Genomic DNA, 24,508 nt, shown 5'->3' with positions numbered 1-24,508 from the left:
GTCACGCGTCGCGATGCGCCCCGGCCGACGGCGTGACGGTGAAGATCACGGGGGAGGTGAAACCGGATGCGGCGAACGCCGCCGACACGGCATCCGTCACCTGCTGCACCGAGTCCTGCTCGATCAGCGCGATCGCCGCACCGCCGAAGCCTCCGCCGGTCATGCGAGCACCGAGTGCGCCGGCCGCGATGGCCGTCTCGACCGCCGTGTCGAGCTCGGGGACCGAGATCTCGAAGTCATCGCGCATCGAGGCGTGCGAGGCCACGAGCAGGTCGCCGATCGCACGGGCACCGTCTTCGCGCAGCACCACGACGGTGTCGAGCACGCGCTGGTTCTCGGTGACCACGTGCCGCACGCGGCGGAACGTCACGTCGTCCATGAGCTCCTCGGCGCGGGGCAGGTCGTCGACCGAGACGTCGCGCAGACTCGGCACGCCCATGATCGCGGCACCGCGCTCGCAGGCCGCACGGCGCTCGCCGTATCCGCCCGTGGAGTGCGCGTGCTTGACCCGGGTGTCCATCACGAGGATCGCGAGGCCGGCCTCGGCGATGCCGACCTGCACGAGGTTCGCATCGAGCGAGCGGCAGTCGAGGAAGATCGCGGCATCCGGCTCGCCGAGCATCGACGCCATCTGGTCCATGATGCCGGTCGGGGCGCCGACCGCCTCGTTCTCGGCCTTCCGACCGACGCGGGCGAGGGCGACGCGGTCGAGCCCGGCGGCCCAGAGGTCGTTGAGCGCGGATGCCGTGGCACCCTCGATCGCCGCCGACGACGAGAGCCCCGCGCCCACGGGCACGTCGGACGCGATGGCGATGTCGAGCCCTGAACCGGTGGCCGCGGAGGGAGCGACACCGTCGGCCTGGCGCAGCGCCCACGCGACGCCGAGGGGGTAGGCGGCCCACTCGGGCACGCGCGGCGCGGTGCCGGTCGGGGTCGGGAACAGCTCGTCGAGGTCGTCGAGGGAGACCTCGACCGGCTCGTCGGCGAAGGTCGAGGCGACGCGGATGCGGCGGTCGTCGCGGATTCCCACGGCGGCGACTGTGCGATGCGGGATGGCGAAGGGCAGCACGAATCCGTCGTTGTAGTCGGTGTGCTCGCCGATCAGGTTCACGCGCCCCGGCGCCGACCAGACGCCTTCGGGGGTGCGACCGGTGAGGTCGGTGAAGAGTGCGCGCGCGGCGTCCTGGGTGGTGGTCATGCGGATGCCTCGTCTGCGTTCTGGTCTGCGGATGCGGTGTGTGCGGCGTCGGCCTTCGCGATGGCCTCGCGGATGCGGGCCGCACCCTGCTCGGGGGTGACCTCGGCGGCCCAGGCCCACATCGCGGCCTCGGATCCCGCGAGGAACTTGAGCTTGTCGGCCGCCCGGCGGGGGCTGGTCAGCTGCAGGTGCAGGCGCACGCTGTCTCGGCCGACGTTCACCGGGGCCTGGTGCCAGGCGGCGATGTAGGGCGTCGGGGTGTCGTAGAGCGCGTCGACACCGCGGAGCAGTCGCAGGTAGAGGGGCGCGAGCTCGTCGCGTTCGGCATCCGTCGTCTCGGCGAAGTCCGGAACGTGGCGGTGCGGCATGAGGTGCACCTCCAGCGGCCAGCGGGCGGCGAAGGGCACGAATGCCGTCCAGTGCTCCCCGCGGAAGACGACCCTCTCGGACGCCTGCTCGGACTCGAGGATGTGCTGGAACAGGTCGGGCGCGGTGCGGTCGATCGAGTCGAGCAGGCGCGTGGTGCGCGGCGTCACGTAGGGGTAGGCGTAGATCTGGCCGTGGGGGTGGGGGAGCGTGACGCCGATGGCCTCGCCGCGGTTCTCGAACGGGAAGATCTGCTGGATGCCCGGCAGCTTCGACAGGGCGGCGGTGCGGTCGGCCCAGGCCTCGATCACCGTGCGGGCGCGCGTCACCGACTGGGTGCCGAACGAGCCGGTGTGCTCGGGGCTGAAGCACACGACCTCGCAGCGTCCGACCGAGGTGCGGGTGCGGCCGAGTCCGAGGGCGGCGAGATCGTCGAGCCCGCGGGGAGGGTTGCTCGCCTCAGGAGCGGTGCCGGTCGCCTCGGCGAGGGCGGGGCCGAAGGCGGGCGAGCGGTTCTCGAACACGGCGACGTCGTAGAGCGACGGCACCTCCGAGGGGTTGGTCGGCGACTGCGGAGCGAGAGGATCGGCGTCGGCGCTCGGCATCATCACGCGGTTCTGCCGGTTGGCGGCGACCGTGATCCAGTCGCCGGTCAGCACATCGAGGCGCATCGTGGCGGTCTCGCCGCGGGCGTCGAGCGTGCGGCTGTCGACGGCGCGGTCGGCGCCGAGCGTCGTGTCGGGATCATCGAAGTAGATCAGTTCGCGGCCGTCGGCGAGCGTCGTCGCGCGCTTGACGATGCCGGCGGAGAGGGTCTCGGTTCGCAACTCAGGAGGTTCGGGCGTGTTCACGTAAACATGGTACGCCCAGCGCCGTGGTAACGTCAACATTCCGGAGTTGTGAGCGCGTAGAGAGGGTGCCCGTGGACGACGAGCTGCTGCGCGACGATGATCTGCGTCGCGGCGCCGCGCGCCCGCGCCGCCGCCAGGCCCCGTCCGGTCGTGTCTCGATGGCGATGGTCGCCTCCCGCGCCGGCGTCTCGGGTCAGACCGTGTCGCGCGTCGTCAACGACAGCCCTCGCGTCGACCCCGCGACCCGCCGGCGCGTCGAAGCCGCGATGGCCGAGCTCGGCTACCGCCCCCACCGCGCAGCGCGCGCTCTGCGCACCGGACGCTCGCAGACCATCGGACTCGTCGTCACCACTCTCGCGACGGTCGGCAACTCGCGGATGCTGCAGGCCACCGCCGAGGCCGCGGCCGAACGCGGCTACGCCCTCACCCTCGTCACCGCGGGCGACAGCGTGGCCGACGCCTTCGAGCGCCTGGCCGAGCAGGAGGTCGACGGCGCGATCGTGCTGAACGAGGCGTCGGCGCTGGTACCCGCAGCCGATCGGCCGCCGGGACTGCGCCTCGTGGTCGTCGACGCCCCGGGGTCTGCGGATCTCGCGGTCGTGCACAGCGACCATGTCGGAGGCGCCGCTGCGGCGACCGCTCACCTGCTGGGCCTCGGACACGAGACGGTGCACCACCTCGCCGGGCCTGCCGACTCGTTCGCGGCCGCCGAGCGCGAGCGCGGATGGCGGAAGGCGCTCGCGGAGGTCGGGGTCGAGGCGACCGAGGTCGTCCGCGGCGACTGGACCGCCGAGGCAGGGTTCGCCGCGGGCGAGGCGCTGCGAGCAGCATCCGCCGTCTTCTGCGCCAACGACCAGATGGCGCTCGGGCTCCTCCGTGCGCTCGCCGAGTCGGGGCGGCGGGTTCCCGAGGACGTCAGCGTCATCGGCTTCGACGACGTGCCGGATGCTGCCAACTACCGCCCACCGCTGACGACGATCCGTCAGGATTTCACCGCCCTCGCCCACCGGGCGGTCGGCCTGCTCGTCGCCGAGATCGAGGGTGCCGCGGACGGTGCGGCATCCGCTGTCGTCGTGCCGACGCTTCTGGTCGAACGCTCCAGCACCCGCTGAGCCGCGCCGGCCCGCCCCCGCGCCCCGCCCGCCCGCGCTGGGCGCCCCCTACGGTGCGTGGCCAGAAACGCACGTGAATCGCGCCCTTCAGATGTGTTTGTGACCACTCACGCGGCAGAGGCGGCCGCGCCACCGCCCCGCGAACCCGGATAGCGGTTTCCACCCGCCGCTTGCGCGCCCGACGGAGTCGTGGCATGCTGACGGAAAGCGCTTACCCATATCGGGCGACCGGCGCACCGGCTTCCCACAGAACGGACCAGCAATGTCGCAGACGACAACCCGCGAGATCGGGATCATCATGAACGGCGTCTCCGGGCGCATGGGCTACCGGCAGCACCTCGTGCGGTCGATCCTCGCGATCCGCGACCAGGGCGGCATCGAGCTGCCCGACGGATCCCGCATCACGGTCAAGCCGCTGCTTGTCGGCCGCAACGAGGCCAAGCTCGCCGAGCTCGCCGCGAAGCACGGCATCGACGACTACACGACCGACCTCGACGCAGCGCTCGCGGACCCGAAGTGGGAGATCTACGCCGATTTCCTCGTGACCAAGGCCCGCGCCTCGGCCCTGCGCAAGGCGATCGCGGCCGGCAAGGCGATCTACACCGAGAAGCCGACCGCCGAGTCGCTCGACGAGGCTCTCGAGCTCGCGCGTCTCGCGGACGAGGCCGGCGTCAAGACCGGCGTCGTACACGACAAGCTCTACCTGCCGGGCCTGCAGAAGCTCAAGCGCCTCATCGACTCCGGTTTCTTCGGCCGCATCCTCTCGGTGCGCGGCGAGTTCGGGTACTGGGTCTTCGAGGGTGACTGGCAGCCCGCGCAGCGCCCCAGCTGGAACTACCGCACCGAAGACGGCGGCGGCATCATCGTCGACATGTTCCCGCACTGGAACTACGTGCTCGAGAACCTGTTCGGCGAGGTCAAGAGCGTCTACGCGCAGGCCGCCGTGCACATCGCCGACCGCTGGGACGAGAACGGCGAGCACTACACCGCCACCGCCGAGGACGCCGCGTACGGCATCTTCGAGATCGAGGGCGGCATCGTCGCCGAGATCAACTCCAGCTGGACGGTGCGCGTCAACCGCGACGAGCTCGTCGAGTTCCAGGTCGACGGCACGCACGGATCCGCGGTCGTCGGACTCTTCGGCGCGAAGATCCAGCCCCGCAACGCGACTCCGAAGCCGGTCTGGAACCCCGACCTCGAAGACAGCCACGACTACGACGCCGACTGGCAGAACGTCCCGACCAACGATGTGTTCCTCAACGGCTTCCGTCAGCAGTGGGAGGAGTACCTGGTCTCGTTCGTCGAGGGCACGAAGTACCCCTTCGACCTGCTCTCGGGCGCCCGCGGCGTGCAGTTCGCCGAGGCGGGGCTGACCTCCAGCGCCGAAGGCCGCAAGGTCGCACTCACCCCGCTGACGCTGGGCTGAGCATGACCACTCTCCGACTTCTCGACGCCGCGGGTGCGGTGACGGATGCCGAGCTGCGCGAAGGCGGCAAGTACACGCGTCCGGCCTCTCCGCTGCAGAGCCGCGTCGCGTACGCCGCAGCCCATGTCGTGCCGAAGGTGCACGCCGACAACACCCCGGGGCAGCCCGCCGACATCGACTGGGACTCGACTCTGGCGTTCCGCCGCAACGTGTACTCGTGGGGTCTGGGCGTCGCCGACGCCATGGACACCGCTCAGCGGAACATGGGGCTGGATGCCGCGGCGACGCGCGAGCTCATCGCGCGCAGCGCCGAGGTCGCCCGCGAGGAGGGCGGCTCGGTCGTGGTCGGCGTCAATACCGATCACGTCGCCGAGTCGCACATCTCGCTCGACCAGGTGATCGACGCCTACAAGGAGCAGCTGCACTTCACCGAGGAGCAGGGGGCGGGCCCGGTGCTCATGGCCTCTCGCCACCTCGCCCGTGTCGCTGAGAACGCCGACGACTACCGTCGCGTCTATCGCGAGGTGCTCTCGGCGGCCACCGTCCCGGTCGTGCTGCACTGGCTCGGCACGGCTTTCGACCCCGAGCTCGCCGGGTACTTCGGCGCGGACGACTGGCAGACGGCATCCGCTGTGCTGCTCGACGTGATCGCCGAGAACCCCGACAAGGTCGCCGGCGTGAAGATGAGCCTCCTGAACGCCGAGTCGGAGATCTCGGTGCGCGAGCGACTGCCGCAGGGTGTGCGCATGTTCACCGGCGACGACTTCAACTACGTCGGCCTCATCGGCGGAGACACCGTGGGGCAGGGTGACGGGCACTCCGACGCGCTGCTCGGCGCGTTCGCGGCCATCACCCCGGTCGCCTCCGCGGCGATCCAGGCGCTCGATGCCGGGGACCCCGAGCTCTACCTCGAGATCCTCGGCCCGACCGAAGAGCTCAGCCGCCAGGTGTTCGCCGCGCCGACCTTCTATTACAAGACCGGTGTCGCCTTCCTCGCCTGGCTCAACGGGCACCAGCCCGCGTTCCAGATGGTCGGCGGACTGCACTCGGCGCGCAGCCTTCCGCACCTCAGCCGCATCGTCGAGCTGGCGAACGCGTCGCTCGCCCTCGAGAATCCCGAACTCGCACGCGAGCGCTGGCACGGGATGCTCCGCCTGAACGGAGTGGACCTGTGACCGTCGACCCGCGCCTGTCGATCAACCAGGCCACGATCAAGCACGCAGATCTCGCGACGGCGCTGCGGGTGACGGCGGATGCCGGCATCCAGGCGATCGGCCTGTGGCGCGAGCCCGTGAACGAGGTCGGGCTCGACGTCGCCGCGCAGATGCTCGCCGATTCGGGGCTGCGCTTCACGACCCACTGCCGCGGTGGTTTCTTCACCCTTCCGGAGGGGCCGGATCGCATCGCTGCGCTCGATGACAACCGCCGAGCGATCGAGGAGACCGCGACCCTCGCTGCCGCGGGCGCCGACGGATCGACGGCCGTGCTCGTGCTCGTGGCCGGCGGCATCCCGGTGGGATCGCGCGATCTGATCGGCGCGCGCGAGCGTGTGCGCGACGCGATCGGCGTGCTCGCGTCCGACGCGAAGGCGGCGGGCGTGACGCTCGCGATCGAGCCCCTGCATCCGATGTACGCCTCCGACCGCGCGGTCGTCTCGACGCTCGGGCAGGCGCTCGACATCGCGGCCGATTTCGATGCCGACGTCGTGGGCGCGGCGGTGGACACGTTCCACATCTGGTGGGATCCGCAGGTGCTCGAGCAGATCACGCGCGCCGGCCGCGAAGGGCGCATCGCGACGTACCAGGTGTGCGACTGGAAGACCCCGCTCGCCGCCGATGTGCTGCTGTCGCGGCACTACACGGGTGACGGCGTGATCGACTTCGGCTCGCTCACGCGGGCCGTGATCGACACCGGATACGACCGTGACATCGAGGTCGAGATCTTCAACGCCGACATCTGGGCGGACGCTCCCGAGCACGTCGTCCGTCGTACGGCCGAGACCTTCGGCACCGCGATCTCGCCGCATCTGCGCTGACGGCCGCCGGGATCCGGTCGGGGTCGGGTTTCCGGTCGGGGCCGGCGAACCGGGTCGGGCACCGGGATCCGGTCGGGCACCGGCCGCGAACGTCCGCGAGCGGGCCACGCTTCTACCGTCTGCAGGACTCGAGCACGGATGCAGGGCCATGACACCGTTTCCGTCCTGCATCCGTGCCTGGGTCCTGCAGATGGGACGGGGTGCGGCGGTCTTCTCGTCGGACCGGACCGGACAAGACCGAACCGGACCGGCCGAGGGAACCGGAACCGGACCGGACCGTTCGCCGGAACCGGACCGGACCGTTCGCCGGAACCGGACCGGACCGTTCGCCGGAGCACGTGCAGGACTCGAGCACGGATGCAGGGCCGTAACACGGTTTCTGTCCTGCATCCGTGCCCGCGTCCTGCAGATGGGAGGGGGTGCGGCGGTCTTCTCGTCGGACCGGACGGGACCGGACCGGAAAAGACCGGACGTACAGAACGCCGCCGAAGACCGGATCCCCACCCGGGAACCGCCCACCTGTACGCGGCGGTCGCGCACGGCGCAAGCCCCGAGACACCCCGCCGAACGATTGAGAGGATGACGTCATGACGAAGATCCGCCCAGGACTCTGCTCGGTGACCTTCCGGTCGCTGAGCGCCGAACAGGTGGTCGACCTCGCCGCCGACGCCCGACTCGAGGTCATCGAGTGGGGAGCCGATTCGCACGTGCTGCCCGGCGACGTCGAGCAGGCCGCAAGGGTCGCGACGCTCACGACGGATGCCGGGCTCGTCGCGTGCTCCTACGGCTCGTACTTCCGTGCCGGTGCCGACGAGCCGATCACCCCCGTGCTCGACACCGCCGAGGCGCTCGGTGTCGATCGCGTGCGCGTCTGGGCAGGGCCGATCGGGTCCGGCGAGGCGTCGCCGCAGGACTGGGCGTCGACGATCGCCCGACTGCAGGATGCTGTCGATGAGGCCGCCGCCCGGGGAATCTCGCTCGCGCTCGAGTTCCACTCCGGGACGCTCGCCGACACCGCCCCGACGACGCTGCGGGTGCTCGACGAGGTGGCTCGGCCGACGCTCAGCTCGTACTGGCAGCCGACGGTCGGTGCCACGGTCGATGCGGTGCTCGACGAGTACCGCGCGATCGCCGACCGGGTCAGCGCCGCGCACGTGTTCTCGTGGTGGCCGGACCACGAGAGGCTTCCGCTGCGGGCGAGGGATGCCCTGTGGACCCGCTTCTTCGCGGAGGCGCTGTCCGCGACGACTCCGCCCCGCGATGCGCTGCTCGAGTTCGTACCCGGCGATGATCCGACGCTGCTGGGTGGCGAGGCGGCGACGCTGCGCGCCTACCTCTCCCTCTGAGCCATGCGCCCCCGCAGCCCGGTCGCCGGACCCTCCCCGGCATCGCCCTCACCGCGCAGTATGCTCAGGGCATGAGTCAGCAGGAAAGCCCTTCCCGCGTGCGTCAGCCGCGGCATTCGCGGGGCGCGGCCCCGACCCTGCATGACGTCGCCCGTGAGGCCGGGGTCTCGCTCGCCACGGCATCCCGTGTTCTCAACGGATCCGAGCGCAAGGTGGCCGAGTCCTTCCGCGAGCGCGTCGAGCAGGCGGCCGCCGAACTGGGCTACACGGCGAACGCATCGGCGCAGGCGACCGCCCGAGGAACCTCGCCCGTGATCGCACTCCTGGTCGCCGACATCGCCGACCCCTACTTCGGACTCATTGCAGCCGGTGTCGCCCGCGGAGCCGACGAACAGGGCCTGGTCGTGACGATCGCGATCACCGAACGAGATCCGGCACGCGAGGCGCGCATCGTGCGAGCCCTGCGCGGGCAGCGACCCCAGGGCCTGATCCTCGCCGCATCGCGTACGAACGAGCCGACGGACTCCGACACCTCACGCGAGCTCGCGGAGTACGCGCGCTTCGGTGGACGCGTGGTCACGTTCGGCGCCGGCAGCGCAGACAACCGCCACGTCGAGATCGACAACCGCGCCGGCGCCGAAGCGCTCGGTCGCCGCATGGCGTCTCTCGGATACCGCTCCGCCATCGCGATCGGCGCGGCCGAGGGAGTGCTGACGTCGGACGAGCGTCTCGCCGGATTCCGCGCCGGCTTCGAGACCGACGGCGGGGCGATCGAGCGGGTGATCCGCGGCGACTTCCGCCGCGAATCGGGTGCGCAGGCGATGACGGCGGCCCTCGCCGACGGCGTCGAACCCGGCACGCTCGTGTTCGGCATGAGCGACGTGGTCGCGATCGGAGCGATGGCGGCGATCCGCGAGGCCGGTCGTGAGGTCGGTGCCGACATCGCGGTCTGCGGCTTCGATGACGTGCCCTCGAGCAGCGATGTCACCCCGGCGCTCACCACCGTGCGCGTGCCGCTCAGCGAGGTCGGATATCAGGCCTTCCGTGCGACGGTCGACGCCGACTGGCAGCAGGCTCCGCTTCCGCTCGAGGTCATCGTGCGGGCGAGCACCCCCGGACTCACCCGATGACCCGCGTGGTGCTGGCGCCGGATAGCTTCAAGGGCACGATAACCGCGGCGGATGCGGCGGCATCCCTCGCCGAAGGCTGGTCATCGGTCGAGCCGACCGCGACGTTCGTGCACCGCCCCATGGCTGACGGCGGCGAGGGCACCGTCGCCGCGTTCGACGCGGCAGTGCCGGGAGCGCGACGCATGCCGGTCGTCGTCGACGGACCCGCGGGGCTGCCACTGGAGACGAGCTGGCTGCGGCTTCCCGTCTCGGGGGATTCTCCCGGGGGGACCGCCGTCGTCGACCTCGCGTCGACCTCGGGCATCGAACTGCTCGACGAACTGCGTCCGTGGGATGCCGACACCACCGGATTCGGCCAGGCGATCGCCGCCGCCCTCGACCACGGCGTCACGCGACTGGTCGTCGGCATCGGGTCGAGCGCGTCGACCGACGGCGGCACCGGGATGCTGACCGCCCTCGGCGCGCGATTCCTCGATGCCGCCGGTGAGCCGGTCGCACGAGGAGCCCGCGGTCTCGCCGACATCGCCTCCGTCGACCTGAGCGGTCTGCGCACGGCACCGCGGGTGCGCGTGCTCACCGACGTCACGAATCCCCTCGTCGGCCCGCGGGGCGCCGCAGCCGTGTTCGGACCGCAGAAGGGTCTCGTCGGCCCGGAGCTCGACGAGGTGGATGCCGGACTCGCGGGCCTCGCCGAACTGCTCGGCCTCGACTCCGCACTGCCGGGCACCGGAGCCGCCGGTGGCACGGGCGGTGCGCTGGTCGTCTGGGGCGCGACGCTCGCCCCGGGCGCTGCCGAGGTGGCGGACCTGATCGGCCTCGCCGACGCGATCGCCGACGCCGACCATGTCATCACAGGGGAGGGGTCGTACGACGGTCAGTCCGGAGACGGCAAGGTGCCCTCGTTCATCGCCGGCCTCGCGTCGACGACCGGTGCGACCGCCCTGCTCGCCGCCGGACGCATCACGGCCGACTCCGACACCGCGCTGTTCACGGCATCCGCGTCGCTCACCGAGATCGCCGGATCCTCGGATGCCGCGCTCGCCGACCCCGCCCGCTGGTTGCGCGAGGCCGGAGCCCTGCTCGCCCGCTCGGTCTGACGCATCGCCTCCGCGCGCGTCGGCCCGCGGTGGGGTTCGCTGTTGCGCAGCATCCGTCCGCATCCTTCCGCATCCTTCCGCCCGGGTTGCCCCCGCCCCCGCAGCATCCGCCCGCCAGCCAGTCGGGACCACTTTCGCAGCCGGCTCGCCAGTCGGGGCCACTTTCGCATCGGGATCGGCCGTTTCGGGTGCGTAATTGACCCCGCACACGCAGGGGGGCGAGCACGAGGGCCGGAAGGCACCTCCGTCCGCCAGCCGGGGCCACTTTCGCACCGGGATCGGCCGTCTCGGATGCGTAATTGACCCCGCACACGCAGGGGCGGCGAGATAGGGGACGCGAGGGCATTTTCGCCCGCCAGTCGGGGTCAGTTTCGCATCGCGGACGCCAGCCGGGGCCACTTTCGCATCGGGATCAGCCGTTTCGGGTGCGTAATTGACCCCGCACGCACAAGGAGGGGATGCCGTGGGGCAGTCCGCCACGCGGGCGTTCCGCCACTCGGGCGTTCCGCCACGAAAGCGTTCCGGTCCCGGATGCACTTCTGCCCCCACACGGGCGACGTGCGGGGGCAGAAGAGCAGCCCGAAGGGCGCGGGATCAGCCCCCGAGGGCGGCGGACACGACGGCGCGAGCCTCCGCCTGCACCTCGGCGAGGTGCTCGGGGCCGCGCAGGCTCTCGGCGTACAGCTTGTAGACGTCTTCCGTGCCCGAGGGGCGGGCGGCGAACCAGGCGTGCTCGGTCTGCACCTTGAGGCCGCCGATCGCCGCACCGTTGCCGGGAGCGTGCGACAGCTTGGCGGTGATGTCCTCACCCGCGAGGGTCGTCGCCGAGACGGCATCCGGAGCGAGCTTGCCCAGCGTCGCCTTCTGCGCGGGCGTCGCCGGGGCGTCGACGCGCTGGTAGGCCGACGAGCCGAAGGCCTGCTCCAGCTCGGCGTACCGCTCCGACGGCGTCTTGCCGGTGACCGCGATGATCTCGGCCGCGAGCAGGCACAGCAGGATGCCGTCCTTGTCGGTCGACCAGACGGTGCCGTCCTTGCGGAGGAACGATGCTCCGGCCGACTCCTCGCCGCCGAACGCGACCGAGCCGTCGAGCAGACCGGGCACGAACCACTTGAAGCCCACCGGCACTTCGAGGAGGCGGCGTCCGAGCGATTCGGCGACCCGGTCGATGATCATCGACGACACGAGGGTCTTGCCGATCGCGGCGTCGCGCGGCCACTCGGAGCGGTGCGAGAACAGGTAGTCGATCGCGACCGCGAGGTAGTGGTTCGGGTTCATGAGCCCGGCGTCGGGGGTGACGATGCCGTGGCGATCGGCATCCGCGTCGTTGCCCGTCAGCACGTCGTAATCGCCCTTCTTGGCGACGAGCGAGGCCATGGCCGACGGGGAGGACGGATCCATGCGGATCTTCTCGTCCCAGTCGAGTGTCATGAAGCGCCAGGTCGGGTCGACCTCGGGGTTCACGACGGTCAGGTCGAGGTCGTAGACCTCCTTGATGAGCGCCCAGTACTCGACGGATGCGCCACCGAGCGGGTCGGCGCCGATGCGCACTCCGGCGGTGCGGATGGCGTCGATGTCGATGATCGTCGCCAGGTCGCGCACGTAGGCGTCACGGAAGTCGTACCCCGGAAGCGCGTCCCAGTCGATGTCGGCGAACCGCTCGCGCTTGACGTCGACGAGACCGCCGGCGATCAGCTCGTTGGCGCGGTCGGCGATCCAGCCGGTCGCGTCGGTGTCGGCCGGTCCGCCGTGCGGCGGGTTGTACTTGAAGCCGCCGTCGCGGGGCGGGTTGTGCGACGGGGTGACGACGATGCCGTCGGCGCGGCCGGCGGCATCCGGCGCGAGGTCGCGGTTGAAGGTGAGGATCGCGTGGCTGAGCGCGGGCGTCGGCACCCAGGCGTCGCGCGAGTCGACGCGGACGTCGACGCCGTTGGCCACGAGCACCTCGATGGCGCTGCGCTCGGCGGGCAGCGAGAGCGCGTGGGTGTCGCGGCCGAGGAACAGGGGACCGGTGATCCCCTGGCTCGCGCGGTAGTCGACGATCGCCTGGGTGGTCGCCAGGATGTGGTTCTCGTTGAAGCTCTTGGTCAGCGACGACCCGCGGTGACCGCTGGTGCCGAACGCGACCCGCTCGGCGGCGACCCCGGGGTCGGGCACGCGGTCGTAGTAAGCGGCGATCAGCTCGTCGACATCGATCAGATCAGATTCCTCGGCAGGGAGGCCGGCGCGGCTCGTCATGCAGACAGTCTGCCCCCATCTCGGCATCCGCGCATCTTCTGGGCGTGTGCCGGTGCCCTAAGGTGAAACGCGTGACTGAACGCCGCACCTACAGCTATCTCGGCCCCGCCGGAACATTCACCGAAGCGGCGCTCGAACAAGTCGCTGAAGCACGGGGTCAGGACTGGCGTGCCGTGCACAACGTCGGAGAAGCCCTCGCGGATGTGCTCGAGGGGCGCAGCGACGCCGCGATGATCGCGATCGAGAACTCGATCGAGGGCGGCGTCTCGACCACGCAGGATGCGCTGGCCACTCTGCCGGGCCTCCGGATCATCGGCGAGTACCTCGTGCCGGTGAACTTCGTGCTCGTGGCGCCTCGGGGCACGACCCTGGCGGACATCAGCGTGATCGCCGCTCACCCTGTCGCCTACGCTCAGTGCCACGGCTGGCTCGGGGAGCACCTGCCCCGGCACTCGCATGTGCCCGCGGCGAGCAACGTCGCGTCGGCGATCGGCATGCTCGACGGCGGTCTTCCGGCCCAGGCGGCCATCGCCGCCCCGGGCGTCGTGAAGCACCTCGACGTCGACGTGCTGGCCGAGGACATCGGCGACAACGCTCAGGCCGTCACCCGCTTCGTGCTCGTGACCCGCACCACCACGGCGCCGGCACCGACGGGGGCCGACAAGACCTCGCTGATCGTCGAGCTGCCCAACGATCATCCCGGATCCCTGCTCGAGATGCTCGAGCAGTTCTCGACCCGCGGCATCAACCTCTCGCTGATCCAGTCGCGTCCGATCGGCGACGAGCTCGGCCGCTATCGGTTCGTGATCGACGCCGACGGCCACATCGAGCACGAGCGCATGGCGGATGCCCTGCTCGGCATCCGCCGTTTCAGCCCGCGCGTGGTGTTCCTCGGGTCGTATCCGCGAGCCGACCGGCAGATCGTGCAGTATCCCGAGCGCTACTCCGACGACATCTTCGTCGAGGCGCGCGACTGGCTGCGCGGCATCCTCAGCGGCGAGCCGGACGACTGAGCGCCGCCTCCACGATCAGACCGCGCGGAGCTCGACCAGAGCCCGTTTGAACTCGGGCATCGCCGAGTGCGGATCGACCCGGTCGTCGGTGAGCAGATTGGCGCTCTCGGCATCCGCGTAGTGGAACGGCAGGAACACCGTGTCGGGCCTGATGTCGTGCGTCAGCTCGGCCCGCGCCCGCACGGTGCCGCGGGAGTTCGAGAGACGGATGCCGTCGCCCTCGCCGAGGCCATGACGACGCGCGGTCGCAGGGTGCAGCTGCGCGACGAGATCGGGCCGCTTCTCGGTGAGCTCGGGGATGCGGCGGGTCTGCGCTCCGCTCTGGTACTGCTCGAGCAGGCGCCCGGTGATCAGGGTGAGCCGGTCGGCGCTCGCCGTCTGATGCTCCCGAGCCCGCACGGCGACGAGCTTCGCGCGCCCGTCGGCGTGCGCGAAGCGGTCGGCGAACAGTCGAGGGGTGCCGAGGCTCCCGATCGGGAAGGGCCAGTGCGCCTCGATGCCGAGGTCGAGCAGTTCGTGGCTGAGGCCGGAGTAGTCGGCGCGGCCGCCGGCGGAGGCGCGGGCCAGTTCGCCGAACACCTCCGACGGCACGAGGCTCCAGGTGCCGGGGGCGTCGAGGCGACGGGCGAGCTCGGCCATGATCCACAGCTCGCTGCGGGCGCCGGCGGGGGCGTCGACCGCTCGGCGGCGACGCAGCACGCGGCCCTCGAGGTTGGTCATCGTGCCCTCCTCCTCGGCCCACTGCAGCACGGGGAGCACGATGTCGGCGGCCTTCGCGGTCTCCGAGAGGAAGAAGTCCGAGACGACGAGCAGATCGAGCCGGCCCAGGGCCTCGCGCACGGTCGACACGTTCGGCGCCGACACGAACACGTTCGAGCCGTGCACGAGCAGCGCTCGTACGCCGCCGGGGAGTCCCGCGCTCTGCAGCAGCTCGACCGCCGGGATGCCGGGCCCGGGAAGGTCGTCGGGGTCGACGCCCCACACGGCCGCCACCGAGGCGCGGGCGGCCGGGTCGCTGATCGACTGGTATCCCGGAAGCTGGTCGGCTTTCTGTCCGTGCTCGCGTCCGCCCTGGCCGTTGCCCTGCCCGGTCAGCGTGCCGTAGCCGCACCCCGGTGTCCCCGGAAGACCCAGGAGCAGTGCGAGGTTGATGGCGGCCGTCGCGGTGTCGGTGCCGTCGACATGCTGCTCGACGCCGCGGCCGGTGAGGATGTAGGTCGAGTCGGAGTCAGCCAGTCTGCGAGCCAGATCGCGGATGCTGCGCGCCGCCACCCCGGTGACGGTCTCGGCACGCTCGGGCCACCACGCCGACACCGACTGGCGGAGGGCGTCGAAGCCCGATGTGCGCTGGCGCACATAGCCGTCGTCGTAGAGCTCCTCGGCGATCACGACATGGATCACTGCGAGCAGCAGCGCGAGATCGGTGCCGGGCACCGGCTGCACGTGGATGCCGGCGCCGTCAGCGCTCAGTCGTGCCGTCGAGCTGCGGCGAGGATCGACGACGATGAGACCGCCGCGGGCCCTGGCGCCCTGCAGATGCGAGACGAACGGCGGCATGGTGTCGCCGACGTTCGATCCCAGCAGCAGCACCGTCTCGGCGGTGTCGAGGTCGGTCAGCGGGAACGGCAGGCCGCGGTCGATTCCGAAGGAGCGGTTGGCGGCGGCCGCAGCGGATGACATGCAGAAGCGGCCGTTGTAGTCGATGCGCGACGTGCGCAGTGCGATGCGGGCGAACTTGCCCAACTGGTACGCCTTCTCGTTCGTGAGCCCGCCGCCGCCGAAGACGCCGACCGCATCGGGGCCGTCCTCCTCGGCGATCAGACGCAGCCGCGCGGCGATCAGATCGAGAGTCACGTCCCAGTCCGCCGGGTGCAGTTCGCCGTCGGTCCCGCGCACCAGGGGAGTGGTGAGGCGACCTGCGTCGGCGAGCAGCTCGGCCGAGGTCCACCCCTTCTTGCACAGCCCGCCGCGGTTCGTCGGGAAGTCGCGTCCGGCGACGGCGACCGGCAGCGGTGCGCCCACGGTCGGGGTCAGCGTCATCGCGCACTGCAGCGCGCAGTAGGGGCAGTGGGTGTCGGTCATGCGACGGCCCCCGCGTGGGCGTGCAGCATCTCGGTGATGCGGGCGCGGCATCCTCCGCATCCGGTGCCGGCGCGGGTGCACTCGCCGACCGCAGCCACCGACGAGCAGCCGTCGTCGATCGCGTCCTCGATCCGGCCGACGGTGACGGCGTTGCAGATGCAGAGGGTCGCGTCACGACCGGCCGGTGCGATCGCATCGGCGTCAGGATCATCGAGACGCAGCAGCAGCGAGCGGTCGGCGGGCAGTTCGCCGCCGCGCAGGTACAGCACGCTCAGTTCGGCCGCGGCCCGCGGCATCCCGACCGCCACGAATCCGGTGAGGATGCCGTCGCGCGTCGCCATCTTCACGTAGGTGCCGTGCTCGGGGTCGGCCCAGACGGCGATGCCGGGGGCATCCTCACCGGCCGGGACAGGGGCGAAGGGGTCGGCCGAGACGTCGCCCGCGGATGCGATGTCGACCAGCTCGCCCTTGAGCACGACGACGCCGGGGTGCTCGTCGGCGAACTCGCCCGGGTGGTCGTCGGCACTGTCGAGCTCGGCGGCGATGGCCGCGGCGAGCCAGCTCGCCTGACGCCAGCCGGGGCCGACGAGGCCGTGCGGTCCGCCCGGCACCTGGCGGTCGTGCAGGAACTCGGCGGGGTCGGCGATGTGGGCGCAGTCCCCGATCGCATGGATGCGCGGATCCGACCACGAGCGCAGTGCGCCGTCGACGAGCACGCCGTTGCCGACGCGGAGTCCCGCGGCCTCGGCGAGCTCGGTGCGCGCCCTGACGCCGCACGACAGCACGAGCAGATCGCCCTCGATGCGCTTGCCGTCGGAGCTCGCGAGTGCACGGAACCGGCGGATGCCGTCGTCGCCCTCGACCCCGATCACTCCCTCGGCACGGGTGTGCGGCACCAGCGTGACGCCGGCCGAGGCGAGAGCGGTCGAGAGGATGCTCGCCGACCCCCGGTCGAGTTGGCGGGGCATCGGCATCGGACCGAAGTGGGCCACGGAGGGCACGGCGCCGGCGTCAGCGAGCAGCATGGCGAGCTCGATCCCCAGCACGCCGGCTCCGAGCACCACGACCCGGCCGCCGCGTGCGACCACGGCGCGCACCTGCTCGGCATCCGACAGATCGCGGAGCACGCAGACCCCTGCGGTCAGGCTGCTGTCGAGGCCGGTGGTGTCCGGACCGAGCGTCTCGAGGCCTTCGAGCGACGGGACGATCGATCGCGCGCCGGTCGCGAGCACCAGGCGGTCGTACCCGACGGTCGATCCGTCGACCAGCTCGACGACCCGCGCATCCCGATCGATCCGCACCGCTCGCGTCCCCAGCCGCAGATCCACACCGGTGAGGCTCGCGGCAGTGGCGAGAGTGAGCTCGTCGGACGAGGCCTCGCCCACGGCGTATTCCGCGAGCAGCACCCGGTTGTACGGATCCGCCGTCTCGGCGCCCAGCACGGTGACCGTCGCCCGACCCCCTGCCACGAGCGGCAGGAGCTCTTCGGCGAAGCGGATGCCGACAGGCCCCGCGCCGATCACGACGATGCGCTCGGTCATGGTCAGATCCGGTGTCCGGCGAGCGAGGGCCGAGGCATCAGATAGACGAAGACCGTGATGAGGAGCAGCACGATGTAGGCGGCGACGAATCCGCCGAATGCCGGAGCGTACGAACCTGTGCCGCTCTTCGCCGCCGCGAGAACCTGCGGGATCACGAATCCGCCGTAGGCGCCGATGGCCGAGATCAGCCCCAGGGCGGCCGCACCCTTGCGCTGGGTGCTGACAGCGAGCGCGTCGCCCGCGGTCGCGGCACCGCGTGCGGCGAAGACGTTGGGGATCATCCGGTAGGTCGCGCCGTTGCCGACGCCCGCCGCGACGAACAGCAGCAGGAAGCATCCGAGGAAGAGCGCGAAGCTGTTCGCCTCGAGAGTGACGAGCAGCGACAGGGCGCCGACGATCATGAGCGAGAACGCGGCGATCGTCATCCGTGCTCCGCCGAAGCGGTCGGCGAGCTTTCCTCCATAGGGGCGGGCGAGCGAGCCGACGAGGGCCCCGAGGAACGCCAGAGACAGCGAGGCGCTGCCGATCTGGAACGTCGAGAACTCGGGGAAGGTGTCGGCGATGAGCTTCGGGAAGACGCTCGAGAAGCCGATGAACGATCCGAACGTGCCGATGTACAGCAGCGACAGCACCCACAGGTGCGGTTCGCGCAGTGCGGCGGCGGCCCCGGCGAAGTCCGCCTTGGCCGACGACAGGTTGTCCATGTGGCGCCATGCTCCCCACACGGCCACGAGGATCAGCGGCACCCACATCCAGCCGGCGAACGACAGGCTGAAGGTCGACGCGGCGGTGATCGACACGACGATCGGCACGGCGAGCTGGGCGACCGAGGTGCCGAGGTTGCCGCCGGCGGCGTTGAGTCCGAGCGCCCAGCCCTTCTCCTTCTGCGGGAAGAAGTAGGTGATGTTCGCCATGGAGCTGGCGAAGTTGCCGCCGCCGAAGCCGGCGAGAGCCGCCACCGCGAGCAGCACGCCGAACGGGGTTTCGGGATCCTGCACGACGATGCCGAGCAGAATGGCGGGGATCAGCAGCAGCAGCGCCGAGACGATGGTCCAGTTGCGTCCGCCGAAGCGGGCGACGAGGAACGTGTACGGGAACCGCAGCGTCGCGCCGACGAGGCTCGGCAGCGAGATCAGCCAGAACGACTCGGTGGTGCTCAGAGTGAACCCGGCGGCGGGGAGCAGCACGACGACGATGCTCCAGAGCTGCCAGATGATGAAACCGAGGAACTCGGCGAAGATCGACCAGCCGAGGTTGCGGCGGGCGATCGCCTTGCCCTCGGTGGCCCAGAAGGCCGAATCCTCGGGGTTCCAGCCGTCGATCCACCGGCCGGGGCGGCGCGTGAGGGTCACGGCGGCGGTGTCGACGCTGCTTCTTCCGGTGATCTGGGACATCGCGGCTCCTGCGTTCGAGAGGTGAATGCTCTGAACGTAGGCGGCGGATGTTGCAGGGCCGCACGAGTGCGATTACCGGACGATTACTTCTCGATCACATCGGCGAGGTGGGCGATGAGAGAACTTCAGGAATCCTGGTCGTCGGCGCGCCATTCCCCGGCCAGCTCGGTGATGGTGGCGATCGCCGCAGCGGTGTCCTCGCGGCTGCCGCCCGCGCGACCTGCGGCGAGGCCGGCGAGGTAGGCGCTGAGCGGTGCGGCCGGGCGGGCGACGCCGTGCGCGACATCCCGGGCGAGATCCAGGAGCAGGGCGACATCGACGGACTCGCGATCGATCCCGAGCGCGCTGCAGACCGCCGTGGTCCAGTCGTCCAGGGCTTCGACCGGAAGGTGTTGCGGCTTGTCGGTCATGTCGTCTCCTCGTCTGGTGCTCCGTCGCGCGGGGGCATCGGTGCCGCGGCGCGGGCCCGTTCGAGATCGTCCCACGTGTCGACATCCGTTGCCAGGTCTCCCGCCGGAATCGCGCTGATGCGCAGGCGCGCCAGCAGCGATCGCAACGACGCGTCGCGGCCGCCGTCGGGGAGAGCCGCGGCGGCGGATCGCAGGGCGTCGGTGCGGTAGCGGCCGACGAGCCACTGCATGCGTCCCGACGCGTCGATCAGGCAGACGCCGTCGATGCCGTGCGCGCCATTCGTGCTGGGGGCGTCGTCGTCCTCGCCGCCCTTGCCGTCGTTGCCGGTCGTGCGGGGGGCGTCGGCCTTGCCGATTTTGCCGTCGGCGTCGGCGGAGAGGGGCGGATGCCGGTGCAGCAGCGCCACGGCGCCTTCGGCGTTCGGCAGGTCGGCCGCCAGCAGCAGGACGTGGGCGGTGTCGACGAGAGCGAGGCCGGCGGCGATGCCGGCGACCGGTCCGCCGAACTCCGGGGTCTCCCGGGTCCATACGACGCGAACACGGGTCGGCGCCGGCGGACCTACGACCACGATGGGGTCGCAGCCGTCGACGGCGGCGATGGCGCGGTCCAGCAGGGTGCGGCCGCCGACCTCGAGCAACGGCTTGGCAGTCCCGTCGAGTCGTGAGGCCCGCCCGCCGGCGAGGATGATCGCGGCAGTCGGCCCGGACGCCGGTGTCGCGGCGTCCGGTGTCTCGGTCGTGCGCGTCCCGGTCACGAGAGCAGCATCACATCGACCAGGTCGCCTGCTGCGACGGCTGATACGTCGGCGGGCACGACGGCATAGGCATCCGCTCTGGCGAGTCCTGCCGCCAGATGCGCGCCCGACGACCCGTCGGCGGCCGCCGGGCGCACCGACCAGGCGGCCAGGTCGGATCGGTCGAGGGCGACGGGCACGTACTGCTGTCGTCCCACCGGGCTGCGCCACGCTGCGGTGCTGGCGAGGCGGAGCATCGGGCGTTGCAGTGCTGCGCGACCCTGGAGAGCGAGCAGCGCCGGCCGCACGAAGGCCTCGAACGACGCGGCGACGCTCGCCGGATTGCCGGGCAGTCCGAACACCAGCGCGTCGCCAAGGCGCCCGAAGGCCTGAGGCCTGCCCGGCTGCATGGCGACCGCCACGAACTCGATGCGATCGCGCAGCACGTTCTTCACGACCTCGTGGGCTCCGGCGCTGACTCCGCCGGACGTGACCACGACATCGACGCGCGCATCGACGAGCGCGCGATCGAGGAGTGCGGTGAAGGCGGCATCCTCGTCTGTCACCGTGTCGACCGAGACGATGTCGGCGCCCGTCTCCGCGCACAGCGCGGCGAGCAGCACCGAGTTCGACTCGGGGATCTGCCCGCGGGCGAGGTCGGTGCCGGGGTCGGCGAGCTCGCTGCCGGTCGAGATGACCGCGACGCGAGGACGACGATGCACCGGCACCGTGTCGATGCCGGTGGCCGCGATGGCCGTGAGCTGGAGCGGGCCGAGGGTGGTGCCTGCTGTCGCGACGACGGCTCCGGCGCGCAGCTCCTCGCCGCGGCGGCGGATGTTGGCACCCGCGCGAGTCGGCGCGGTGACCACGATCGCAGGCGCATCCCACGCCTGCAGGCCGTCGCGGGTGTGCTCGAAGGGCACGACGACGGTCGCCGTCTGTGGCACAGGGGCGCCGGTCATGATGCGTGCGGCCCGTCCCTCACGCAGCTCGGGTTCGTCGGCCGACCCCGCCGGGAGGTCGGCGATCACCGCGAGCTCGACGGGGTGCTCGGCCGTGGCCGACTCGACGTCGGTGAACAGGACCGCATATCCGTCCATCGCCGAGTTGTCGAACACCGGCACATCGACCCGAGCGTGCACGGTCGTGGCGAGGACGCGGCCCGCCGCCCGTGCGAGCGGCACCGATTCGGCATCCAGCGGTCGGGTGGCGGCGATCACCTTCGCCCGCTGCTCCTCGACCGTCAGCATGCCGGAGGAGCGAGGGGAGTGGTGATTCGCATGCAGTCAGCGTACGACGGTCGCGGGGATGCCCCGCGACCGCGCCGCCCCTCTGCCCCTTGTTTCCCCGTTCGAAAGTCAGTGCTCGCGGAACATCGGCCAACCGCTGCCCGGCAGCATGTGCGAGTGCAACGCGCCCTTCGCCGATTCCAGGGTCGGGTACGTGCCTGTCGCCGCATCGGACCCGGCCATGACGACGGTGTATCCCTCGTCGTCATGTCGGATGCTGCCGACGACGCCGTTCGTGCCGTACGCCACCCAGAGGGCCAGGGTCTTGGTAGTGCTCATCATCGAACCCCTTCCGTTGCGGGTGACCCTACGCCCCGGCGCACCGGAATGCCAGCCCCTGACGCGGAGTCTTGGCGGCATTCGCCACATGGCGCCGGTGATGCGGGGCCAGTTGTGCATCGCAAACGGATGATCCGGATGCGGAACTGGCCCCGCCTGGACGCCGGATGCGGAAATGGCCCCGCCTGCGGGCGTGGGAGGGGCGGGGCAGGACGCAGAGATGTGCGAGCGTCAGCGACGGGATGCCATCGCGCGACGGATGCGGTCCATCAGGGGTCGCCCGTCGTCCAGGTCGAGCTGAGTCACGCGGATGACGATCCAGCCGAGGTCCTCGAGATCTCGCTGCCGCTGGATGTCGCGGCGCCACTGATCGCGACTCGTGCGGTGGCCGTCGCCCTCGTACTCGATCGAGATCCTGAGGTCGGGATAGGCCATGTCGCTGCGCGCGATGAGGAGTCCGTTCTCGTGGATCTCGTACTGCACGACGGGTTCAGGAAGACCTCCCGCGACGATGAGCAACCGCGTCTCGGTCTCCTTGGGCGATTCCACTCCTTCGCGCGCACGGGACAGCGCGCCACGGACTCGTCGAGAGCCGGGGAAGCGGCCCCAGGCCTGCAGGCGCTGTTCGATCTCGGTCTCTGTCAGGGGAGGGCGCCCCTGACGCAGCCCGGGATAGTTGTCGGCCGTGCTCAGCACTGCGTCGAGGGCGATGACCACCTGATCCTCGGTCAGCGTCGCGGCGCACATGAACAGAGCCGCGGCCGGATCGACGACCGGAATTCCACCGATTCGCCAGGGATGGGCCCGTCCCTCTGCCAGGCGCCGGCCAGTGACGCCGCGGCGGCGGACGCGCGCCGAACCCGTCGTCACGACCACGAGGATCGGTGCCTCGACGTTCCAGATGCCGGGATGCGAATACCCCCACACGCGCATCGCCGTCTCCCCGCCGATGAGCTGACCACGGTGCAGGAGGGGCGCGAGGGCGATGACGCGATCGAGTGGTGTGTCCGCGGCCGTGACCGAACGCACCCCGCGGAAGGGCCGGTCGAGATCGCGCGCGGACACGCGACCCCGACCGACACCTGCGGCCGCGGCCTGCCGCACGGAGAAATGGCGCCCGAGTTCGTCGGGCAGGAGTATCCGATGGCGCATCCCATCAGGCTCGCTGGTCGGATGTGTCTTCCGGGCCTGATGACCGCGAGATCCCGAGAGATGTGGACAAGTCGCGCCTGTGGACAGATTGAGCGCCGCGTTCTTCCGGCGTGGGGCGGGGCCACTTCTGTATCCGGTGCCGCGAGCGGGGCCAGTTCTGCATCGGGTGCCGCGAGCGGGGCCAGTTCTGCATCGGGTGCCGCGAGCGGGGCCACTTCTGCATCTGAAACCGGCGTTTCGGATGCACAAGTGGCCCCGCCTGGCGGCGGGATGCGGAAGTGGCCCGCTCGCGTGCGCGAGCGCGCGCGGCGACCAGCGTGCGGCGACCAGCGCGGCGACCAGCGCCCGGCGACGAGCGCGCGACGGCCCAGCGCGCGACGGCACGCGGCGCCCCCGGCGCCTACAGAGCGGCGCCCGCGGCGCCTACAGGGCGGCGGCGATGAGCTCGAGCGTCTGGGCGCGGCCGGCGGCGGCGTCACGAGGCTCGGACTCGTATGCACCGGCGACGGGCGACAGCATGACCTCGTCGACGCCGTACTTCTCGGCGAACGCGCGCACCTCGGCGGCGACCGACTCGCCGGTGCCGACGAACCAGCGCGAGCGGGCGGCTTCGACGACCTGGTCGGTCGCGGCATCCGATTCTGCGGCGAGGGCCTCTTCGACGGTCTCGAGTGCGATGAGCGGCTTGTTGAGGCGCAGGCGCGACATCATGCGCAGCTGCGGAAGGGCGCGCGCCTCGGCCTCTTCCTGTGTCGGCGCGGCGACGACGTTGACCGTGAGGAACGTCCGCGGCTCGGGGTGCTCTTCGCTCGGCTGGTAGCCGGTGCGGTAGAGGTCGAGTGCGCGCTCGAGGCCCTGTCCCGAGAAGTGGTTGGCGAAGACGTAGGGCAGGCCGTGGGATGCCGCGAGCTGCGCAGAGTAGTCGCTCGATCCGAGCAGCCACACCTCGGGGCTTCCGGTGGCGGCCGGGGTCGCGTGCACCGTGTACTCGCCACCCGAGGTGAAGCGCACGGTGGCGCCCTCGCCCGAGATGAGTGCGGCGATGTCCTGCACGTTGCGCGGGAACTGCTCGACGTCGCTGGTCGTGCCCGATCCACGCAGCAGCTGGGTGATGACGGGGTCGCTGCCGGGCGCGCGGCCGAGGCCGAGGTCGATGCGTCCAGGCGCGATGGCCTCGAGGGCGGCGAACTGCTCGGCGACGATGAGCGGTGCGTGGTTGGGGAGCATCACTCCGCCGGATCCCAGACGGATCTGCGTCGTGCGCATCGCGGCGGCGGCGATCAGCACCGGGGGAGTGGTGGATGCCACGGCCGGCATGTTGTGGTGCTCGGCGAACCAGTAGCGGCGGTAGCCGAGCCGGTCGGCGGTCGCGGCGAGATCGAGGGAGGAGGAGATCGCCTCGGCACTGGTCTGGCCGGTGCGAACCGGGACGAGGTCGAGGACGGAGAGCGCGGTGGAAGTCATCCCCGAATGCAACGGCGGGGGCGGGCGGGGCATTCCCGTCCGCCCCATCGTCGCCGTTGCGTCTCAGACAGCGACGAGACCTGCGGATGCCGAGGGCGTGAACTCCTCGGTGAGCGCGCGTCGCGTGAGGTGATAGCGGATGTGCCAGGCGGCGCTGAAGCTCTGCTCGGGAAGCTGGGCGAGGGCCGTTCGGTCATCGGGGCCGAGGCCGTCGCGGGCTGCTTCGCGGAGCAGGTCGTCTCGTGTCGCCGGGTACTCCATGCCGCGGAGGAACCGGTCGAGAGTAGAAGAGGGGCGCATGGGATCGTCCTTTCCGAAGGGAGAGCGGGGTGGGCCGGGGTGTGCGCCCCG

At 71.2% G+C, this 24,508-nt stretch carries 21 protein-coding genes; 8 read left to right on the top strand and 13 right to left on the bottom strand.

Translation table 11 applies throughout. The features are described 5' to 3' along the window. Nucleotide 1: 1 nt before the first annotated feature. Nucleotides 2–1,198 (bottom strand): galactokinase, encoded by a 1,197-nt coding sequence (galK, locus tag SOM10_RS14375; protein WP_320490674.1) that lies wholly within the window; start codon nt 1,196–1,198, stop codon nt 2–4. After that, a complete protein-coding gene (gene galT / locus SOM10_RS14370) occupies nt 1,195–2,415 on the bottom strand; it encodes a galactose-1-phosphate uridylyltransferase (protein WP_320490673.1) in 1,221 nt (406 codons plus the stop codon). Before galT ends, galK begins: the two co-directional genes overlap by 4 nt. A 158-nt stretch (nt 2,416–2,573) precedes the next feature. Between galT and SOM10_RS14365 the strand changes: the two genes are divergently transcribed. From SOM10_RS14365 to SOM10_RS14335, 7 genes are all read left to right on the top strand, one after another. After that, nucleotides 2,574–3,527: a LacI family DNA-binding transcriptional regulator gene (locus tag SOM10_RS14365; protein ID WP_320490746.1), complete on the top strand. Its 954-nt coding sequence runs from the start codon at nt 2,574–2,576 to the stop codon at nt 3,525–3,527. Nucleotides 3,528–3,789: 262 nt separating this feature from the next. Beyond that, nucleotides 3,790–4,953 (top strand): Gfo/Idh/MocA family protein, encoded by a 1,164-nt coding sequence (locus tag SOM10_RS14360; RefSeq protein WP_056279281.1) that lies wholly within the window; start codon nt 3,790–3,792, stop codon nt 4,951–4,953. 2 nt (nt 4,954–4,955) lie between these two features. Continuing rightward, complete coding sequence (locus SOM10_RS14355) at nt 4,956–6,128, top strand: dihydrodipicolinate synthase family protein (protein ID WP_320490670.1); 1,173 nt, start codon at nt 4,956–4,958, stop codon at nt 6,126–6,128. Beyond that, nucleotides 6,125–6,988, top strand: a complete 864-nt coding sequence (locus SOM10_RS14350) for a sugar phosphate isomerase/epimerase family protein (RefSeq protein WP_053097755.1) — start codon at nt 6,125–6,127, stop codon at nt 6,986–6,988. Before SOM10_RS14355 ends, SOM10_RS14350 begins: the two co-directional genes overlap by 4 nt. Before the next feature lie 587 nt (nt 6,989–7,575). Further along, nucleotides 7,576–8,334 carry a sugar phosphate isomerase/epimerase family protein gene (locus tag SOM10_RS14345; protein ID WP_320490668.1) on the top strand — a complete coding sequence of 253 codons (759 nt, stop codon included), beginning with the start codon at nt 7,576–7,578 and terminating at the stop codon, nt 8,332–8,334. Between the two features lie 71 nt (nt 8,335–8,405). Next, nucleotides 8,406–9,464 carry a LacI family DNA-binding transcriptional regulator gene (locus SOM10_RS14340; RefSeq protein WP_320490667.1) on the top strand — a complete coding sequence of 353 codons (1,059 nt, stop codon included), beginning with the start codon at nt 8,406–8,408 and terminating at the stop codon, nt 9,462–9,464. Then, nucleotides 9,461–10,561 (top strand): glycerate kinase, encoded by a 1,101-nt coding sequence (locus tag SOM10_RS14335; RefSeq protein WP_320490666.1) that lies wholly within the window; start codon nt 9,461–9,463, stop codon nt 10,559–10,561. Before SOM10_RS14340 ends, SOM10_RS14335 begins: the two co-directional genes overlap by 4 nt. Before the next feature lie 594 nt (nt 10,562–11,155). On the opposite strand, the gene pgm is transcribed toward SOM10_RS14335, so the two are convergent. Further along, a complete protein-coding gene (gene pgm / locus SOM10_RS14330) occupies nt 11,156–12,799 on the bottom strand; it encodes a phosphoglucomutase (alpha-D-glucose-1,6-bisphosphate-dependent) (RefSeq protein WP_320490665.1) in 1,644 nt (547 codons plus the stop codon). A gap of 62 nt (nt 12,800–12,861) precedes the next feature. Here pgm and pheA point away from each other — a divergent pair, with 62 nt between their 5' ends. Next, the gene (gene pheA / locus SOM10_RS14325; protein WP_053097750.1) at nt 12,862–13,812 is read left to right on the top strand and encodes a prephenate dehydratase; all 951 of its coding nucleotides are present in this window, start codon (nt 12,862–12,864) and stop codon (nt 13,810–13,812) included. A 15-nt stretch (nt 13,813–13,827) separates the two neighbouring features. On the opposite strand, the gene SOM10_RS14320 is transcribed toward pheA, so the two are convergent. The 10 genes from SOM10_RS14320 to SOM10_RS14275 form a co-directional block, all read right to left on the bottom strand. Next, complete coding sequence (locus tag SOM10_RS14320; RefSeq protein WP_320490663.1) at nt 13,828–15,894, bottom strand: molybdopterin oxidoreductase family protein; 2,067 nt, start codon at nt 15,892–15,894, stop codon at nt 13,828–13,830. After that, nucleotides 15,891–17,435, bottom strand: coding sequence for an FAD-dependent oxidoreductase (locus tag SOM10_RS14315; RefSeq protein ID WP_320490662.1), 1,545 nt, complete (start codon nt 17,433–17,435; stop codon nt 15,891–15,893). Before SOM10_RS14315 ends, SOM10_RS14320 begins: the two co-directional genes overlap by 4 nt. 2 nt (nt 17,436–17,437) lie before the next feature. Next, nucleotides 17,438–18,829, bottom strand: a complete 1,392-nt coding sequence (locus SOM10_RS14310) for an MFS transporter (RefSeq protein WP_320490661.1) — start codon at nt 18,827–18,829, stop codon at nt 17,438–17,440. Between the two features lie 125 nt (nt 18,830–18,954). Next, nucleotides 18,955–19,239 carry a DUF6457 domain-containing protein gene (locus tag SOM10_RS14305; protein WP_320490660.1) on the bottom strand — a complete coding sequence of 95 codons (285 nt, stop codon included), beginning with the start codon at nt 19,237–19,239 and terminating at the stop codon, nt 18,955–18,957. Continuing rightward, nucleotides 19,236–19,994 carry a molybdenum cofactor guanylyltransferase gene (gene mobA, locus SOM10_RS14300; protein WP_320490659.1) on the bottom strand — a complete coding sequence of 253 codons (759 nt, stop codon included), beginning with the start codon at nt 19,992–19,994 and terminating at the stop codon, nt 19,236–19,238. The genes SOM10_RS14305 and mobA overlap by 4 nt, the downstream gene beginning before the upstream one ends. Continuing rightward, nucleotides 19,991–21,223 carry a gephyrin-like molybdotransferase Glp gene (gene glp / locus SOM10_RS14295; RefSeq protein ID WP_320490658.1) on the bottom strand — a complete coding sequence of 411 codons (1,233 nt, stop codon included), beginning with the start codon at nt 21,221–21,223 and terminating at the stop codon, nt 19,991–19,993. The genes mobA and glp overlap by 4 nt, the downstream gene beginning before the upstream one ends. 108 nt (nt 21,224–21,331) lie before the next feature. Next, a complete protein-coding gene (locus SOM10_RS14290) occupies nt 21,332–21,541 on the bottom strand; it encodes a hypothetical protein (protein WP_053099248.1) in 210 nt (69 codons plus the stop codon). Between the two features lie 231 nt (nt 21,542–21,772). Further along, nucleotides 21,773–22,693 (bottom strand): hypothetical protein, encoded by a 921-nt coding sequence (locus SOM10_RS14285; RefSeq protein ID WP_320490657.1) that lies wholly within the window; start codon nt 22,691–22,693, stop codon nt 21,773–21,775. A gap of 423 nt (nt 22,694–23,116) precedes the next feature. Then, nucleotides 23,117–24,157 carry an LLM class flavin-dependent oxidoreductase gene (locus SOM10_RS14280; protein WP_157538247.1) on the bottom strand — a complete coding sequence of 347 codons (1,041 nt, stop codon included), beginning with the start codon at nt 24,155–24,157 and terminating at the stop codon, nt 23,117–23,119. Between the two features lie 63 nt (nt 24,158–24,220). Beyond that, nucleotides 24,221–24,457: a DUF2795 domain-containing protein gene (locus SOM10_RS14275; protein WP_320490656.1), complete on the bottom strand. Its 237-nt coding sequence runs from the start codon at nt 24,455–24,457 to the stop codon at nt 24,221–24,223. Between the last annotated feature and the right edge of the window lie 51 nt (nt 24,458–24,508).

Source organism: Microbacterium sp. CFBP9023 (genome assembly GCF_034045055.1).
Classification (GTDB): Bacteria; Actinomycetota; Actinomycetes; order Actinomycetales; family Microbacteriaceae; genus Microbacterium.
The sequence above is the reverse complement of the archived record's forward strand: the minus strand, read 5'-3'. Positions and strand labels throughout refer to the sequence as shown.

What these genes read in the sequence shown, in the direction of transcription:
- galK (WP_320490674.1), bottom strand. Translation starts at nt 1,198, where the DNA reads ATGACCACCACCCAGGACGCCGCGCGCGCACTCTTCACCGACCTCACC.
- SOM10_RS14365 (WP_320490746.1), top strand. Translation starts at nt 2,574, where the DNA reads ATGGCGATGGTCGCCTCCCGCGCCGGCGTCTCGGGTCAGACCGTGTCG.
- SOM10_RS14360 (WP_056279281.1), top strand. Translation starts at nt 3,790, where the DNA reads ATGTCGCAGACGACAACCCGCGAGATCGGGATCATCATGAACGGCGTC.
- SOM10_RS14355 (WP_320490670.1), top strand. Translation starts at nt 4,956, where the DNA reads ATGACCACTCTCCGACTTCTCGACGCCGCGGGTGCGGTGACGGATGCC.
- SOM10_RS14345 (WP_320490668.1), top strand. Translation starts at nt 7,576, where the DNA reads ATGACGAAGATCCGCCCAGGACTCTGCTCGGTGACCTTCCGGTCGCTG.
- SOM10_RS14340 (WP_320490667.1), top strand. Translation starts at nt 8,406, where the DNA reads ATGAGTCAGCAGGAAAGCCCTTCCCGCGTGCGTCAGCCGCGGCATTCG.
- SOM10_RS14335 (WP_320490666.1), top strand. Translation starts at nt 9,461, where the DNA reads ATGACCCGCGTGGTGCTGGCGCCGGATAGCTTCAAGGGCACGATAACC.
- pgm (WP_320490665.1), bottom strand. Translation starts at nt 12,799, where the DNA reads ATGACGAGCCGCGCCGGCCTCCCTGCCGAGGAATCTGATCTGATCGAT.
- SOM10_RS14320 (WP_320490663.1), bottom strand. Translation starts at nt 15,894, where the DNA reads ATGACCGACACCCACTGCCCCTACTGCGCGCTGCAGTGCGCGATGACG.
- SOM10_RS14315 (WP_320490662.1), bottom strand. Translation starts at nt 17,435, where the DNA reads ATGACCGAGCGCATCGTCGTGATCGGCGCGGGGCCTGTCGGCATCCGC.
- SOM10_RS14310 (WP_320490661.1), bottom strand. Translation starts at nt 18,829, where the DNA reads ATGTCCCAGATCACCGGAAGAAGCAGCGTCGACACCGCCGCCGTGACC.
- SOM10_RS14305 (WP_320490660.1), bottom strand. Translation starts at nt 19,239, where the DNA reads ATGACCGACAAGCCGCAACACCTTCCGGTCGAAGCCCTGGACGACTGG.
- glp (WP_320490658.1), bottom strand. Translation starts at nt 21,223, where the DNA reads ATGCTGACGGTCGAGGAGCAGCGGGCGAAGGTGATCGCCGCCACCCGA.
- SOM10_RS14290 (WP_053099248.1), bottom strand. Translation starts at nt 21,541, where the DNA reads ATGAGCACTACCAAGACCCTGGCCCTCTGGGTGGCGTACGGCACGAAC.
- SOM10_RS14285 (WP_320490657.1), bottom strand. Translation starts at nt 22,693, where the DNA reads ATGCGCCATCGGATACTCCTGCCCGACGAACTCGGGCGCCATTTCTCC.
- SOM10_RS14280 (WP_157538247.1), bottom strand. Translation starts at nt 24,157, where the DNA reads ATGACTTCCACCGCGCTCTCCGTCCTCGACCTCGTCCCGGTTCGCACC.
- SOM10_RS14275 (WP_320490656.1), bottom strand. Translation starts at nt 24,457, where the DNA reads ATGCGCCCCTCTTCTACTCTCGACCGGTTCCTCCGCGGCATGGAGTAC.